Raw genomic sequence first — 16037 nt, 5'->3', positions numbered from 1 at the left:
ATGACCTTAGTTCCGTTCGCGTCGAGCGACGTCTAGAAGTCGGCGCGCCGGATCGGTGTCTCGACTTCGCTCGACACGAACGGTGGGGAGCGGATCATCTTGACGTCATCATGCCGTAGTTACCACGCCATCTTTCCGCGCTAAGCTCATGCTCATGCGCGTCCGCCTCCTGCTCTACGCTACGCCCTTCGCGCTTGCCGCCACGCCCGCTCAAGCGCAGCAGCAGGACGAGCAATTATGGCTACAGGTCAACACCAACGTGCCGATAGCCGAGCACGTTCGCGTGACGGTGGAGCAGATCGCGCGTTTCAGTGATCGGCAGGAGGGGCTGTACCAAACCGAGTTTGGCGGCCTGCTCGGCTATCGCGCCAGCAAGCAGATCGAACTGGGCTTCGGCTATCGCTGGGTCGGCGCACATAATGGCAATAATGGCGCGAACGAGAACCGGCTGCGGCAGCAAGTGGTCGGCACGTTCGGCCCGATCACCACGCGCTTTCGCGTCGACGAACGCTTCAACCCGCGCGGTGACGAGATCGGCTTCCGCATCCGCCCGCTGATCCGCTACAATCACGCGCTCGGCCGCAAGGGGCTGGCACTGTTCGTCAGCCATGAAAGCTTCGTGCTGCCCAACAGCACCACATGGGGCCAGCGCCGGGGCTATGAGCGGATGCGCAATATCGTCGGGCTCACCGTGCCGCTCGGCCGGCAAGTGTCGAGCGACATCGGCTATCTCAACCAATACCGCCTGGGCCGAGGCGGCGCGCGCGCGCAGATGGACCATGCGTTGAGCCTGCAACTGACGATCAACCTGCGCGCGTTCAGCGGATCGCACGTGCAGGATTAGTCGGAGCCGCATAGGATCAGCGAAAGCTAATCCTGTGACGGTGCCCGACCGGCCAGCGGGGCCGCGCAACAAAAGTGGCGGCGGCACGCGCCTATTGCCGGTGCCGCCGCTATCATCCCAGCCGTTGCCTTACCGCGCCGGCATTCTTGGCGCCTTCCAGACGCTCCTCGATCGCGCGGTCGCGCTCGGCGGATTGGGCGGTGATGCGATAGACCAGCACGCGTGCGTCGGTGCCGTGGCCCGGGCCGATCTGGTGGCTGTCGTACAGGATGACGATGCCCTTTCGTCCGTTGGGATCGATCGGCGTGAACATGACCGCCTTCACCTGCAGGATGAAGAGATTGCCGGGCTCGTCGGGGCCGGCGAGTTTAAGGCAGCGACCGCCGCCGATGCTCAGCAGGCCGGTGAACGGGCCATTGGGCTCTGCGCCCGTGTTGAGCAGCGTCAGGGTGACCTTGGCGAAGGGGCCGGCCGATCCGGAGACCGTCGGATGCGCGAGGCCGTATCGCGGGGACTGCCGCATGGCAGGGCATTGCGCTGCTGCGGCTGGCGCGGCGACCGGCGCGAACATCAAGAGCGGCGCCAAGCACTTTGTGACCTTCATCTCGCTGTCTCCTTCGCTGCCTGGCGTATGACTATTGTCGTTTGTTTCATGCGCGGTCGGGAGTGTCGAGCCTGTCGGGACATCATCCCCAGCGCAGGTGTCTCGACTTCGCTCGACACGAACGGGGGAACGGGGGACGGGGGAGCGATTGGGGGCACGGAACACGAGCGGGGCACGGGACACGAACGGGGGCGGGAACGGAGTCGGGAGGTATCTCGATCCGATCACGTGCGCTTCAGGCGCCACCCGCCGAACAACGCCCTGCTTTCGTCATACGGCGCCTGCCCGCTCGCCTTGCTCCACCCCGTCACCTGGTCCAGCGCGGGGAGTTGTGGCGGGGGTGGTTCGTGGGGGGATGGGTGCACGCGGGCGGCGGCGCGGGCGGCTTCGGCGATGCGGTATTTCTCGCGTTCGCGTTCGTTGCGGGCTTCGGCCATGATCGCGAGACGGTAGAGCCGGACCTCGTGCGGTTCGCCCAGGCGGCGCTTGAGGTGCTGCGGTTCGGCCCAGGAGCGCGCTTCCTTCTGGTGCAGGTACAGCAATTGCAGCGCCTGGTTGACCGTCATCTGCGGCATGTCGGGCGGTGCGTTGTGGCGCCAGGCATCGTCGGCATGAGATTCGATTTCCTGGCTGGCGAGCAGCGCCATCTCGACGCGCTGATAGCCCTGTTGCAGCGCCAGGCGCATCTCGCGCGCGAAAGCGGGGCTCTGCTTGCGGCGATGGTAGAAGGCGCTGTGCGAGAAGCCGGCGGCGGTGGCCGACAGGCGGACGTTGGCGGTGGCGGAGAGCGCGGCGAGGAAGGCCTGTTCGTCGGCGCGGGTGAGGCGTTGCGGCATCGCGCGGCGGAGCTGGAGGCGGCCGGATTTGGTGCGGGTGGGGCGGGGTTCGTTTGCCGCCGGGCGGGTCGTGTGCGGAGAGGCCCCTCCACCATTTGCCGGAAGGGGCAAATGGTCCCCCTCCCCCGTTGGGGGAGGATTTAGGTGGGCGTGCGCGACCGCCAAAGCGGCGTCCCAGTCGGCGGCGAAGGCGGGGTGTTTGTTGCGGCGTCTGGTGAAGGTGCTGCGGTGTGCGCCGAGCGTGCGGGCGGCGTCCCTGGCATTGCCGGTGCGACGCAGCTCGGCGAGGAAGGCGGCGTTCTGGAGCGCCTGGTCTCGGGTGAAGGCTCGCGGCATGGCTGGGATGTAGCGCAATTTCCCCGCGTGCAAGCGGGCGCGGTGGCGATTGTTGGAGAGGGCACGGCGCGTGCCATGCCCTCTCCCGGCGCGGATCAGAAGCGGAAGGCGGCGCTCACCCCCCATTCGCGCGGGCGGCCATAGCTGGCCTCGGCCAGGCCGAACGCGCCCGAGACGTTGCCCGAGACGAGGTACAGCGTGTCGGTGAGGTTGGTGCCGAACACCGACAACGTGACCGCCTTGTTGGGCAAGGTGTAGTTCAGCCGTGCGTTGAGCAGGCCGTAGCCGTCGTCGGTGATAATCGGCGAGTTGGCGACGTCGTGATAGATGCGGCTATACTGGGTGTAGTCGACGCGCAGGGCCGTCTCGCTGCCATTGGCGAATTCGTGGCTGACGTCGATGCCGGTGGTAACGGTCCATTCGGGCGCCTTGACGAACTTGGTATCGAGCGTGATCGGCAGGATCTGCGTGGGGCCCAGGCCCTGGCCGACCGCGGTGTATTTGGCATCGAGATAGCCGACCGCGGCGTTGAACGAGAGCCAGCGGGCGGGGCGCATCACCGTCTCGAATTCGGCGCCGTTGATCTCGCCCTTGGCGGCGTTGGCGACGAAATTGGTCGGCGTCTGGTTCACCGTCAGCTGGATGTCCTGATATCTGGAGTGGAAGGCAGCGAGGTTGGTGGTGAGCTGCCCGTCCAGCCACTGCGCCTTGAGGCCGGCTTCGTAGGTGGTCAGCTCCTCGGGCGCATATTGCGTGACCTCGGCATCGCTGACGAGCGGGCGGCCGTTGAACCCGCCTTGCTTGAAGCCGCGCGAATAGGACGCGTAGAGCAAGAGATCGCGCGACGCCTTGTAGTTGATGCCGAACCGCGGCGTGAACTTCTCGAACGTGGCGGATTTGGTGACGTTGGTGAACTCGACGAGATCGCGCTGGCGCACGTTGATCGAGGTGAAGGTCTTCTTGTCGCTGGTGTAGCGGCCGCCGAGCGTGATGCTGAAGCGGGGGACGATCTCGACATCGACCTGGCCGTAGGCGGCGAGGCTGCGGTTGTTGGTGTAGTTGCGGATGAACACGGCCGGGGTGAAGGGCGGCGGCGCGGCGGGCGCCTGCAGCCCGATGGCGAGATCGGCGGTGGCGATGTCGGAGGCCTTTTCCTTGAAGAAATAGCCGCCGAACACGTAGCTGATGCGGTCGTTCCAGGCCTTGCCGGTGAGCTGCAGTTCCTGGCTGAACTGCCATTGCTTGTCGCGGTTGGTGGTCTGGCGGAAGACGAAGGGCGTGTTGTCGCCGTCGCGGGTGAAATAGGCCTTCATGTCGCGATAGGCGGAGATCGACTTCAGCGTCGCGCCGCCCAGGTCATAGGCGACCGTCGCCTGCAGCCCCCACAGATCGAGGTCGTTGTCGTTGGGGCCGCCGGCCCAGGTCTCGAACGGGCTGGCGGTGATGTAGCTGGGGTTGAGCGTCGGCTGTCCGTTGGGAGCGATGATGCCGCGACCGGGGGCGACGAACTGGTTGTAGTTGGTCAGGAACGGAATGCCCGTGATGCCCGGCGCGTTGCCGACGGCGAGCAGATCCGAGGGCGCGGAAGTTTCGCGGGCGCGGGTATAGTCGCCGCCGATGTCGATCGTCAGGCCGCTGCCTGCGGGCTGGATGCGCAGCTTGGCGCGCACCATCTGCGCCGAGCGATCACCCTGCGTGTCGCCGTCTAGCAGGCGCTTGACATAGCCGTCGCGGTTGAGGGTCGCCGCCGAGATGCGCAATGCGGCAAGGCCAGGGGCGATCGGGATGTTGACCGCGCCCTTCACGTCGATACGGTCGAAGCGGCCATAGATGCCCTCGATCCGGCCGGAGGCGCTGTCGAGATCGGGCGCGGTGGTGTTGATCAGCACGGCGCCGCCGATCGTGTTCTTGCCGAACAAGGTGCCCTGCGGCCCGCGCAGCACCTGCACGCTGTCGATGTCCACCGCGTCCATCACGCCGCCGATCGAACGGGCATAATAGACGTCGTCGACATAGAAGCCGACGCCGGGATCGCTGAAGATCGCGAAGTCGTTCTGCCCGACGCCGCGCACGAAGACGGTGGCGTTGTAATTGCCGCCAGAGAGCGCGGCGGCGCCGTCGAAGCGGATGTTGGGGGTGAATTTGGCGATCTCGTCGAGCGTGGAGACGTTGCGATCCTCGAGCGCGGCGGCGCTGAAGGCGGTGATCGCGACCGGCACGTCCTGCAGGCGTTCGGCGGTGCGCCGCGCGGTGACCAGGATGTCGTTGCCATCGGGCTCGCCGACGTCAGGCGCGGTCGCCGCGGCGGGATCGTCGGGCGTCGTCTGCTGCGCCAAAGCGGGTGCCGACAACAAGGCGGCGACGACGCCACCGCTCAACCAGATAGCCTTCATTTGATCCTCCTGAGTATCGCTCGTCTTGTTGATGGTGCTTGCGGAACGATGGCGGTGTGCGAGTCGCGAACCTTGAGCAGCAGGCGGAACAGGTCCGTGCGCTCGGCGTCGCTGAGCGACCCGAAGATGCTGGTTTCGTGCTCGGCCATGATCCGCGTCACTTCGTCGCGGAGTGCCTGGCCTTGCGCCGTGAGATGCAGCGCGTTGCTGCGCCGGTCGCGCCCGGGCCGGCGCTCGACTGCACCCAAGGCGACGAGGCCGTTGACGGCGGCCATGGTGCTCGCGCGGTTGATGCCCAGCACGCGGCCGAGCTCGGCCTGATCGCAGCCGGGATGGAGGTGGATGTAAACAAGTGCCGTGGCGCGGCCGGGGGGCACGCCGACGTCGGACATCATCTCGTGGAGCAATTCCATCGACAGCATGTCGACGCGGCGAAGCTGATAGCCGATGCGACGCGCGATCTCGCCGACCTCCGCATCCTCGCGCTGCATGCCCCCTCCCCCAATGATGTATTATCGTTATTGGCCATTACTGTATGTGTGACATACGTTAGTGGCAAGTGGCTTTGGTCGGGGCGGCGGGTGCTTGGTGGAGTAGGGTTGAAGCTGTGACTTCTTTGTCGCGTAGCGGCGACAATGTGGGACTGTTGTGGCCGCAAAAGCGCGACCGGGGTTTGTGGGTGCTTGCACCAGCCGTCCGTCACCCCGGACTTGTTCCGGGGTCCAGCGTGCTGCACGCCCGGCGATCAAACCACCGGTCGCATCGCAAGCCGCTTGGAGGACCCCGGAACAAGTCGGCGGTTGTACCCGTCGAACAAGTAAATCGCCGTCATCCCCGCGTAGGCGGGGATCCATATACTCGAACGTCTGCATTTCAGCGGCTAAGCCCGCTACTATGGATCCCCGCCTTCGCGGGGATGACGATCCACGTCTCAAAGGGATAGTTGCCGAACAAGTCCGGGGTGACGGGGGTGCTATGCGTCATTTCCGCTCAAACGGTAATCAACCCCGGCTGACGCTGCTTTCCGAGAGGTTCGAGATTATGGATCCCCGCCTGCGCGGGGATGACGATCGGGGCCTGCGGGACGAGTAAGTGTTGCTGCTGTGCACGTTTTCGGTTATGGGCGCCGGCTTCCAACGCTATCGCTATGGAAATCCTGCGGGAGGGCGCTGCGGCGTTCGCTTGTACCGCTAAACTTGGAAAAGAGTGACATGGCTAAAAAGATTACCGGCTATATCAAGCTGCAGGTCCCTGCAGGCAAGGCCAACCCCTCCCCGCCGATCGGCCCTGCTTTGGGTCAGCGCGGCGTGAACATCATGGAATTCTGCAAGGCGTTCAACGCATCCACCGGCGACCAGGAAGCCGGCACGCCGCTGCCGACCGTGATCACCGTCTATGCCGATCGTTCGTTCTCGTTCGAGACGAAGACGCCGCCGGCATCGTACCTGATCAAGAAGGCCGCGAACATCAAGTCGGGCTCGAAGGAGCCGGGCAAGGTTTCGGGCGGCAAGATCACGCGCACGCAGCTGGGCGAGATCGCGACCGCAAAGATGAAGGATCTGAACGCCAACGATCTGGTCGCTGCGACCAAGATCATCGAAGGCAGCGCGCGGGCCATGGGCCTCGACGTGGTGGAGGGCTAAGCACATGGCATTCAAGAGCAAGAAGCAAAAGGCATCGACGGTCGATTCGACCAAGCTGCACGGCATCGACGAAGCAATCGCCTTGGCGAAGTCGGGTGCGACATCGAAGTTCGACGAGACGATCGAAGTGGCGATGAACCTGGGCGTCGATCCGCGTCACGCCGACCAGATGGTCCGCGGCGTGGTGACGTTGCCCAAGGGCACCGGCAAGACGGTGCGCGTCGGCGTGTTCGCCAAGGGTGCCAAGGCTGACGAAGCCCGCGCCGCCGGTGCGGACGTGGTCGGTGCGGAAGACCTGATGGAGCTCGTCCAGGGTGGCACGATCGATTTCGACCGCTGCATCGCGACCCCGGACATGATGGGCATCGTCGGTCGCCTGGGCAAGATCCTGGGGCCGAAGGGCATGATGCCGAACCCGAAGCTCGGCACCGTGACGATGAACGTCGCAGCGGCCGTCGAAGCGGCCAAGGGCGGCCAGATCGAATATCGCGTCGAGAAGGCCGGCATCATCCATTCGGGCATCGGCAAGGCGTCGTTCCCGGCGGAAGACCTGCGCGCGAACTTCGATGCGCTGGTCGATGCGATCGTCAAGGCCAAGCCCGCTGGCGCCAAGGGCAAGTATGTCCAGAAGGTCGCCGTGAGCTCGACGATGGGCGCCGGGATCAAGGTCGATACCGCGGATGTGGTAGCGGCGTGATTTAGGTACCTGGCGTGCTGCTGGTGGCGGCACGTGGGGATAGAGATAGACGGGTCGCAGGGTTTTTGCCTTGCGGCCCGTTTTCTTGTCTGGGGTGTTCGCCGGCGGAGGCCGGGGTCCGGTTGGGGGACGTCGGGGGTAAGCGTTGCGCTTTGTTACTTGGACCTTTCCGACTGGGCCCCGGCCTTCGCCGGGGAGCTAGTAAGAAGGTTAGGTGGGGTGCCGCACTGCAAAGGCAGGCGCTCAGGACAGGCATCGAGTGGCGCGAAGCGCGTATCGAGAGGGCGTATCGAAGGACCCGCGATACCGCGCTCCGACGTGCTTCGATACGAGCCCTCGATACGGCCTGCGGCCTACTCGTTCTCTACTCAGCACGAACGGGTGGGTAGCGGGAGTCGACGCTCTAGCGCAGTGCAGCCGCGGTCAGGCTCGTGCAGTCCAGCGGATCGGGTAGCGGCGCCATTTTCGGGCGCTTGGGGCCGAGGCCGAGGGCCGAGCCGATCGAGCGGGTGACGACTTTCAGCACCGATCCGGCCGAGGGCTTGGCGCCGGCGACGCCGAGACCGGCGACCGTCACGCTGGGGGCGCTCATCGTGCCGCCGATGCGGATCGGGTCGGCGATCTTGAGCGCGCTGCCGTTGCGCGTGGCGCCGGCGAGGGTCAGCTGCACCCGTTCGCCATCGAGGATCACGTGGCCGGTGCCGCGGCCGACCGAATTGCCGGTGTCGATCGCGATCGGGCGGGCGGCGAACACGCCGTTGCGCCCTCGGAAATCGGCGATCATGCAGCGCAGCGGCACGCGGTCGCTTTGCTGGTGGATGACATGGCCGATCGCGCGGCCGAGATCCTGGCCGAGCACGTCGGCGACGACGGTCTTCACCGATCCGCGCGTCGCGACCATCGCCACCTTGCCATCGCCGTGCGCCAGCGCCTCGCGCACGGTGTTGCCGCGGCCCGACAGCAGGATGCGCCCGCGCACCGCGCCCGAGATGATGTCGGGCTTGCCGATGATTGCCTCCAGCGACGCGCCATCGAAGCGCATGTCGACGGTGAGCTTGGGCAGGCCGGAGCGGTGCGCCACGCGGACGGTGCCGGTCATGCGGCCGCTTTGCAGCGTGGCGACGATGTTGCTCGCGGTCAGCACGCGATCGTCAAGCGTCAGGTTGGTGCGCAGCGCGCGGAACACCGATCCTTTTCGCGCCAGCAGCCGATCAGCGACGAAGGCGATGCGCCCGTCGGTGCGCTTGATCTTGGACAGATTGATGCGCGTGGCCGGCACGATGCGCGGGCCGATCCGTGCCTGCAGCGCGGCGCCCTCGGCCAGGCCGCGCGTGCTCGACAGATCGTCGAAGTCGAAGCGGCTGGCATGGATGCGGCCGTCGATCTTCGTGCGGCCGTCCTGCTTCACGACGCTGGCCTTGCCGGTGAATTGCGAGCGGCCCATCTGCGCCTGCAGATCGTCGACGAACCAGTCGCGATCGATATGGCGGATCTGCGCGTGGAGATCGATCGGCTGCGTCTCGAACAGCCCGGCCTCGATCATGCGATCGAGGTTTTTCAGCGTCGGCGCGCGGGCGTGGAGCTTGGCCGAGAAATGGTGCGTGTCGAGCGTGCCGTCCATCGTGCCGGTGCCGCTGAGATGGAGCGCCGGCGAGACGAAATCGACCGCGAAGGGATAGGCCGCGTCGGGATCGACACCGGTGACGCGGCCACCGCGCACCTTGATCGTCGCGGGCATGTCGCGGAATTGGCCCTGCCCGTCGATGCGCAGGCCGCCTGCATCGACGGCGAGCGGCCCGGCGAGCGTCAGCCCGCGCTTGGCATCGGCGAGCGTAAAGCGCGTGTTGCTGACGGTGAGTTCGGCAAGCCGCGATGACTTGGTGTCGGCGGTCCGGCGATCGTCGCGCTTGCGGGGATCCCAATTGCTGCGGCCGGTGGCGTCGCGAACCAAGGCGACGCGGGCGCCGTGGACGGCAAGATGATCGGGGCGGAAGCGGCCGATGATCGCGGAGAAGACGGGGATGCGCAGGCGGATGCGATCGACGCGGACGAAATCGCCGCGGCCGGCCCAGGCCGGTTGGCCGATCGTCAGGTTGCGGATCGACACGGTCGGCGAGAAGGAGAAGATCGCATCGCGCTCGACCGCGCCGACATGGACCGGTGCGCCGTAGCGATCGGACAGGCGGCGTTCCAGCTGTGCGCGGAACATGCCGACGGGAAACATCGCCAGCGCCAGGGTGGCCAGCACGACCATGATGATCAGCACGCCGGTGGCGATCAAGGCGCGTCGCCGTGCGCGGCCCGGGCGGGGCGCGGTGATCGTGTTGCTAGCGTTATGATCCATCGCAGGGCTCAACCCCGCGGCGCGCCATCGGTTGCGTCGATTGCCACGTGGGCGATGGGAGGTCGGTGGGGACCGGGCAGTGCCCAGCCCCCTGCCCGATCAGAGACCGACGATACCGCCATCGTTCTTGGTGATGACGATCGTCGACGAGCGCGGGCGCGACGGGGTCGTCACCGCGCCGGCCTGGTTGGCCGGCCAGCTGCTGGTGATGTTGGCTGGGCCGCCATTCTCACCGGGATGCTGGATGTTGACGAACAGCGACTTGCCGTCCGGCGTCGAGAAGATGCCGGTGATCTCGCACTCGCGCGGGCCGACCAGGAAACGCTTGAGCGTGGCGCCGGGCGCCTTGCCGATCCGCGTCGCCTGTGTGCCGGTGCCGGCGCTGGTCGTGTTGGTGATCGTCTTGGTCGTGCCGTCGCCGACCTTGCCGGGAATGGCAGCGAGCAGCATGCAATTGGTGACGTCGGTATAAGCGCCGTCATCGGTTTCGATCCACATGATCGGGGTGGTGTTGCCGCTCGCGTTGCTGGGCAGGCCGAACCACAGGCCGTCGGGCGACGAGAAGTCGTTGGTGGCGTCCAGCCCCGACAGGTTGATGTTGGCCGCATCGAGATCGCTGCCGGCACCGAAGGCATAGATATCCCAGGTGAAGGACAGTGCTTCCGAGGTGTCGCCGGTTTCACGCAGGCGAATGATGTGGCCGTTGGCGTTGCCGGTGGTGGTGGTTGCCGTGACGGTCGGGTTGGTCGCTGCGGCGCGCGGATCGGCATAAGCGCGCGGGTTAGCCGCGTCGGTATTCGCCGGAGTCCGCGACGAGTTGTTGGTCAGCGTCAGGTACATCTCGCCGGTGGCGGGGTTGACCGCGGTCCATTCCGGACGATCCATCTTGGTCGCGCCGAGCACGTCGCCCGCCAAGCGCGCGTTGATTAGCACGTCGGCCTGATCGGCAAACGGATAGACCGTGCTGGCGGCGGTCAAGCCGCCCTGGCCGAACACCAGTGGCAACCACGTGCCGCTGCCATCGGCATTGAGCTTGGCGACGTAGAGGATGCCGGCGTCGAGATACTTGTCGCCCATCGCGAGACGATCGGCATTGGTAGCGTCGGCGGCGGCCCATTTGGCGGTCGAGACGAACTTGTAGAGATATTCGTTCTGAGCATCGTCACCCATGTAGAAAGCGGGTGACACGCCGACGACGGTGCGGCCGATGACGCAGCCTTCATGGTTCATGCGGCCGAGCGCGGTGCGCTTGCGCGGCACGGACGTGGCGTTGAATGGATCGATCTCGACGACCCAGCCGAACTGGAACGCTTCGTGGCGGAAATCGCCGGTGCCGTCCGCAGCGGCAGTGGCCTGCGCGGTGATGTTCCAGCGCGCGTAGATCGTGTTGTTCGCATCGGCCGGGACGACCGTCGCCCAGTTGTTGTTGCCGTCGAGCGGCAGCGCTTCGCCTGTTGAGTTGTTGCGGCCGTAGGCCATGCCGTAGCGGTTGAGAGAAATATTTTCTTTCGATGCACCTGCGGCGGTACGAACCGCTGCGTCCGTCAAGGCACGACGGAAGTAGCCGGCCCAATTCTCTTCGTTGGTCAGGTACGTGTTCCACGGCATGGTGCCATTGGCACAATTGTTGATCGTGCCGCGGCTGGCGGTGCCGTCCTTCGAATAGACCGTCTTCAGCAGCGCGTTGCCCTTTGCCGGGCCGCTGAACGTCATCGGCGTGAGTGGGGTGATGCGGCGGTTGAGCGCGGCGGTCGGCGAGTAGCTCCAAGCGGTCGCGCGGTTGACCTCGATCACCGACACGCCGTGGCACTCCATTTCCTTCAGCGCCTCGGCCTCGGGACGAGCGCCGTTGACGGAGGTTGGGCCGTTGACGTGCAGATAATTGCGGGTGATGTTCTCGTGGTTCATCACCAGCAAACCGCGCGTGTTGCTGGTCGGGTCGGGCGCGGTGCCGGCGGCGCTGAGGCCGAAATAGGTCATGCCGTCGTGATGATCGCCGGCGCGCTTGGAATAGGTGTCGTCGGTGCCGTCATTGGCGAACGCGCCGACGCCGGTCGCGATCGGATCGCCCAGGCGGTACAGCACGGTGACGGTGTAGCCGGCGGGGACGGTGACCAGATCGTTGCGGTTCTTGGCGACCGCGGCGAAATCGACGATTGCGGGGCTGACCGTCACGGTCGTGTCGGCGGTCGCCGGGATGTTGTCGCGGCTGGTGGCGGTGAAGCGGAACACCAACGGCGTGGCGGCGGCAACGGCGGGCGCAGTGAACGTGGCGGTGCCGGTGGTCCCTTGCGCCAGCGTGACGGCCGGGCCGCTGACCTGCGTCCAGCTGGCGGTGCTGGAGGTGCCGGTGACGGTGCCGGTCAGCGTGACCTGCTTGCCCGCGGTCGTGGCAGCGGCGGCGCCGGCACCGACGGTGACCGTATCGGCCGCGCCATCCGACCCACCATCGCCGCACGCCGTCAGCAGCATGCCGCCGAACACGGCGGTGGTTGCCGCAGAGATACCACCGAACAAGGTCTGACGGCGCGAATAGCGCGACGCGATCAGATCGTTCAGGTGCAGATTGTTGCTGCGATTGGTGTCGATATCGCCATCGTCATAGGCCGTGATGCCGTCGAATGTCTGCGTCATGGTGAAGCCCCCCCGGAGAAATGGTCTTAGCGACCGTCTTCCCCCTAGTGGCGTCACAAACTGACAGGCGCGCGGCTTCCCGGCGTCAGTTCCGCGACTCTGGCGTGACAAAATCACGACAGGATGTGCGATTGGGACTTAATCGCAGATGCGCCGACGGGGGTCAGGTGCAGTTGCGAGCGACGGCGTTCGTGCGGCCGAATGGCGCCGGCGGGGTGCTTCCGCAAGGGCTGTGCATAATTTCTTCACCCTGACGTACCGCGTCGGTTGCCGAACATCATCCAGTTCTCCCGCGAAAGCGGGAGCCCAGGGCCACAAGCGGGGTCGCGGGGGACCCTGGACTCCCGCTTTCGCGGGAGAACAGTGGGTTGAGACGCCCCAGGGGGATCGGCGGCGCGTTCGGGGTTACTAGGCCCCCGCCCCGCATTGACTTTGCCGCACGTTCCGCTAACAGGCGCGCTCTCTCGTTTGCCGGTGCGCCGGGATTCGAGAACCGTCCGAGACAGCAGGTGGCCGGGATTTGCCCGACCTTAATGTCCTGCCTAGACGGGGAATGGATTTTCCGCTCGGTGTGCACGCGCGCCGACGGTCTGCTTGCCGCATCGCTGCGGCCGAGTATCCCCATGCCCCTATCGACGGACAACCCGGATGCGCGGGGTGTTCCCATGCGTCCGGTTTCAACCGGCCCGTTGGCTTGCGCCACCGGGTCAGACGGGCGCCCATCGAAGTATGACTTTGCTGGGACCCTAACGTGGAGAATGGCATGGATCGCGCTCAAAAGACCGAGCTCGTCGCCGAGCTGAACCGCAGCTTTGCCGAGGTCGGCGTGGTGGTTGTCACCCGCAATCTCGGCATGACCGTTTCGCAGTCGACCAAACTGCGCAACGCGATGCGTGATGCCGGCGCGACCTACAAGGTCTCGAAGAACAAGCTTGCCAAGATCGCACTCGATGGCACCGATTACGGTTCGCTGAGCGACATGCTCACCGGCCCCGTCGGCCTTGCCAGCTCGATCGATCCCGTCGCGGCCGCCAAGGTGGTGGTCGATTTCGCGAAGACGAACGACAAGTTCGAAATCGTCGGCGGGGCGATGGGTGCGACTGCCCTCGACGTAGCAGGCGTGCAAGCGCTCGCGACACTGCCCTCGCTGGATGAACTGCGTGCCAAGATCGTCGGTCTCCTCGTTGCCCCGGCAACGAAGATCGCCACGATCACGCAGGCTCCGGCAGCGCAGCTCGCGCGCGTGCTGTCCGCCTATGCGGAGAAGGAAGCAGCCTGAGCTTTCCCAAGCTCAGGGCTTACTCGAGACTATTCAAGTTGAACTGAACCGATGGGGCACGTGCCCCGATACTGGAGATATAACATGGCAGACCTGAACGCGCTGGTAGACAGCCTGAGCGAACTGACCGTCCTCGAAGCCGCTGAGCTTTCGAAGATGCTCGAAGAGAAGTGGGGCGTTTCGGCCGCAGCAGCGGTTGCAGCACCTGCAGCTGGTGGCGGCGGCGCAGCAGCCCCTGCTGCTGAAGAGCAGACCGAATTCGACGTCATCCTGACCGGCGACGGTGGCAAGAAGATCAACGTCATCAAGGAAGTCCGTGCGATCACCGCGCTCGGCCTGACCGAAGCAAAGACGCTGGTCGAATCGGCTCCCAAGGCCGTCAAGGAAGGCGTGTCGAAGGACGAAGCCGCCAAGATCAAGGCGCAGCTGGAAGCAGCCGGCGCGACCGTCGAGGTCAAGTAAGCCGCAAGCGGAGAGACGATTTAGCCACGGCTAGATCGCACTCCCGCAAGGCCGGCCGGCGGCGCGCATGCGTCGACCGACGGGCATGGGCCTTGCCCATGCCGGCCCGCAGCAAGAAGGGGCGGCTCCAGCGATGGAGCCGCCCTTTTCTGTTTGGGGGATGGCTACGGGATGGCAATGGGCGCCCATCTAAGACCTGCTGGTGCCTGCCCGGCCTTCGCAAGCCTTCCAAATAGGACAACCATTCCTGGTCACGCCCGCTACCAACAAACGGGCCATGGCCGCTGATGCCAACAGCGGACACCTGACCGGATTCTCACCGACCGGGAAAGCGGACGTTTGTTCGTGGTCCTAGCGTGCTACGCTTAGCGCACGGAGGATGATCGGTGGAATTTCTGGTGCTCAGATTTCTGACAATCGCGATAGTCGGAGTGCTGATCGCCCTGATGCTTTACGCCGGAGAACCAGCCGAGCTCTGGTGGTGGCTGCTCGCACTGCCCTTCGGAGTCTGGATCGTCGGCCCTGCGGTCATTCCATACTTCTTTGCACGACAATGCAGGACAAGACGCTGGTTTGTTCATGTGATGCTAGCGCTTCTTACGGTGTCCAATGCCTGGTCAGCCAGCATATATTATCATGCGTTCTTCGTCTCAACATCGTCCACCGCCGCTCTCGTCATGATTTTCGTGCCGCTGTACCAGTGGACGTCTATAGTGTGCCTCGGCGTGCTAGGCGGTGTTGCAATTATCTGGTCTAATAGGCGCAAATCTCCCGCTTGAAGCATCGGCAGCTTACTGATGTTTTCTATGGGAGTCGCCCGTCCGTAAGCGCCCAATCCCTGCCGTTCGCGAGTTCCACAGACTTAATCGTAAGCGGACGTTGGTTCAGTCTTTGAAGATGGCTGGTTGACAGTTTTCGTGTTCCCCAACATTCTGTCTCACTCTGTCATGCTGCTGAAAATGGATCGTGCCGCCGGTTGGAGGGAAGCCATGAAGATAGACGCCGTGAAGATCATCATCCTTGTTGCGTTGCTTCTGCCTGAAATCGCCGACGCGCAGACGTCCTCGGTCCCGATGATCTCGATGAGCATGCCCAACGACCTTAGCTTCAGCCGGTCGATCGAACTCTTTCCGGATCGCGGTTCGCAGGAGACACCGACGATGCGGCGGCAGAAGCTGGCCCGCGCAATCGCGTTGCGCGAGGAAGCGGCGACGTTGCTCCGGCAGGATGGCGGCACACTCACCGCCCGGCACCAAGCCTATATCCGCGGCAAAGCCGACGCTATCCGAGCATACGGGCGGTCACGGGCACCGGTCGGTATCGTGCCCGTCCCGGGCTCCACGAGCGGCCGATCCCGGTAGCGGGCCAGTTCCGACGCGCGGGCGGCAAGTCCTTTTTTCAAATCTCGGTCGTCTTCAGAACAGCCACTCACCTAACGGCAGCTATTCGATGCTAACCTCTCGTTAGCGGCCGGTCGGCATTCCGCCACTTTCGGCCATGGCAGCTAACGCCCAATTGCGGACGTAGGCGTGTCGTGGCATCCCACGCGCATGGCGGCATTACACAAAGTCACATCCGATCGGAGGAGCGGGCATCCAATTGCTCCTATGTGGTGGCGGGCGATGCCCTTCTTCGTGGGCTATGCGTGGTTGATGGCAGCGATGATGTTAGCCTGCGCCTACCTCTACTTGCGGGGTGGACAGCCGACAAAATCTGTTGCCGCGATCGCGGTAGGGACGCTTATTCTTCTGTTCGTGTATTGGGAGAAGCGTCGCATTGGGCGCAAACGCCGGGCTTTTGATGAAAGCATCGCAGCCTACGAACGCGTGATTTCCACATCTGCTTGAACGTCCGCTTTCCACCAAATCAGCCATGGCAGCTAACGCCCATTTGCAGACGTTCGCCGTTTCATGCAGACCGTACTGATGGACAAGCGAAGCTCATGTTGTTGCCTTGAGTTGGATG

14 protein-coding genes are annotated in these 16037 nt (G+C 64.9%); 8 read left to right on the top strand and 6 right to left on the bottom strand.

Annotation, left to right across the window (positions count from 1 at the left end; genetic code table 11):
- The first annotated feature begins 154 nt into the window (after positions 1-154).
- Complete coding sequence (locus tag NV382_RS18680; protein ID WP_260598332.1) at positions 155-844, top strand: DUF2490 domain-containing protein; 690 nt, start codon at positions 155-157, stop codon at positions 842-844.
- 112 nt (positions 845-956) lie between these two features.
- On the opposite strand, the gene NV382_RS18675 is transcribed toward NV382_RS18680, so the two are convergent.
- The 4 genes from NV382_RS18675 to NV382_RS18660 all read right to left on the bottom strand — a co-directional run bounded on the left by NV382_RS18675 (position 957) and on the right by NV382_RS18660 (position 5504).
- Complete coding sequence (locus NV382_RS18675) at positions 957-1448, bottom strand: hypothetical protein (protein ID WP_260598331.1); 492 nt, start codon at positions 1446-1448, stop codon at positions 957-959.
- Between the two features lie 224 nt (positions 1449-1672).
- Positions 1673-2620 (bottom strand): hypothetical protein, encoded by a 948-nt coding sequence (locus tag NV382_RS18670; RefSeq protein ID WP_260598330.1) that lies wholly within the window; start codon positions 2618-2620, stop codon positions 1673-1675.
- Between the two features lie 95 nt (positions 2621-2715).
- On the bottom strand, positions 2716-5013 hold the full coding sequence (locus NV382_RS18665) for a TonB-dependent receptor (RefSeq protein ID WP_260598328.1): 2298 nt from the start codon (positions 5011-5013) through the stop codon (positions 2716-2718).
- The gene (locus NV382_RS18660) at positions 5010-5504 is read right to left on the bottom strand and encodes a MarR family winged helix-turn-helix transcriptional regulator (RefSeq protein WP_260598326.1); all 495 of its coding nucleotides are present in this window, start codon (positions 5502-5504) and stop codon (positions 5010-5012) included. The genes NV382_RS18665 and NV382_RS18660 overlap by 4 nt, the downstream gene beginning before the upstream one ends.
- A 720-nt stretch (positions 5505-6224) precedes the next feature.
- On the opposite strand from NV382_RS18660, the gene rplK reads away from it, so the two are divergent.
- Together rplK and rplA are read left to right on the top strand one after the other, a co-directional pair.
- Positions 6225-6656 carry a 50S ribosomal protein L11 gene (gene rplK, locus NV382_RS18655; protein WP_260598324.1) on the top strand — a complete coding sequence of 144 codons (432 nt, stop codon included), beginning with the start codon at positions 6225-6227 and terminating at the stop codon, positions 6654-6656.
- A gap of 4 nt (positions 6657-6660) precedes the next feature.
- Entirely contained in the window at positions 6661-7353 is a 693-nt protein-coding gene (gene rplA, locus NV382_RS18650; RefSeq protein ID WP_260598323.1) for a 50S ribosomal protein L1, read from the top strand.
- Positions 7354-7756: 403 nt separating this feature from the next.
- Here the strand turns inward: rplA and NV382_RS18645 are convergent, their stop codons facing one another.
- Entirely contained in the window at positions 7757-9697 is a 1941-nt protein-coding gene (locus tag NV382_RS18645; RefSeq protein WP_260598321.1) for an AsmA family protein, read from the bottom strand.
- Positions 9698-9796: 99 nt separating this feature from the next.
- Entirely contained in the window at positions 9797-12331 is a 2535-nt protein-coding gene (locus NV382_RS18640) for a PhoX family protein (protein ID WP_260598320.1), read from the bottom strand.
- A gap of 763 nt (positions 12332-13094) precedes the next feature.
- On the opposite strand from NV382_RS18640, the gene rplJ reads away from it, so the two are divergent.
- The 5 genes from rplJ to NV382_RS18615 all read left to right on the top strand — a co-directional run bounded on the left by rplJ (position 13095) and on the right by NV382_RS18615 (position 15919).
- Positions 13095-13610, top strand: coding sequence for a 50S ribosomal protein L10 (gene rplJ / locus NV382_RS18635; protein ID WP_260598319.1), 516 nt, complete (start codon positions 13095-13097; stop codon positions 13608-13610).
- 84 nt (positions 13611-13694) lie between these two features.
- Positions 13695-14072 carry a 50S ribosomal protein L7/L12 gene (rplL, locus tag NV382_RS18630; protein WP_260598318.1) on the top strand — a complete coding sequence of 126 codons (378 nt, stop codon included), beginning with the start codon at positions 13695-13697 and terminating at the stop codon, positions 14070-14072.
- Between the two features lie 386 nt (positions 14073-14458).
- On the top strand, positions 14459-14851 hold the full coding sequence (locus tag NV382_RS18625) for a hypothetical protein (protein WP_260598317.1): 393 nt from the start codon (positions 14459-14461) through the stop codon (positions 14849-14851).
- 138 nt (positions 14852-14989) lie between these two features.
- Positions 14990-15433 carry a hypothetical protein gene (locus NV382_RS18620; protein ID WP_260598316.1) on the top strand — a complete coding sequence of 148 codons (444 nt, stop codon included), beginning with the start codon at positions 14990-14992 and terminating at the stop codon, positions 15431-15433.
- Positions 15434-15694: 261 nt separating this feature from the next.
- Positions 15695-15919, top strand: a complete 225-nt coding sequence (locus tag NV382_RS18615) for a hypothetical protein (RefSeq protein ID WP_260598315.1) — start codon at positions 15695-15697, stop codon at positions 15917-15919.
- The last annotated feature ends 118 nt before the right edge of the window (positions 15920-16037 follow it).

The sequence above is a fragment of the Sphingomonas endolithica genome (assembly GCF_025231525.1).
Classification (GTDB): domain Bacteria; phylum Pseudomonadota; class Alphaproteobacteria; order Sphingomonadales; family Sphingomonadaceae; genus Sphingomonas; species Sphingomonas endolithica.
This window is presented reverse-complemented; position numbering and strand designations above follow the sequence as displayed.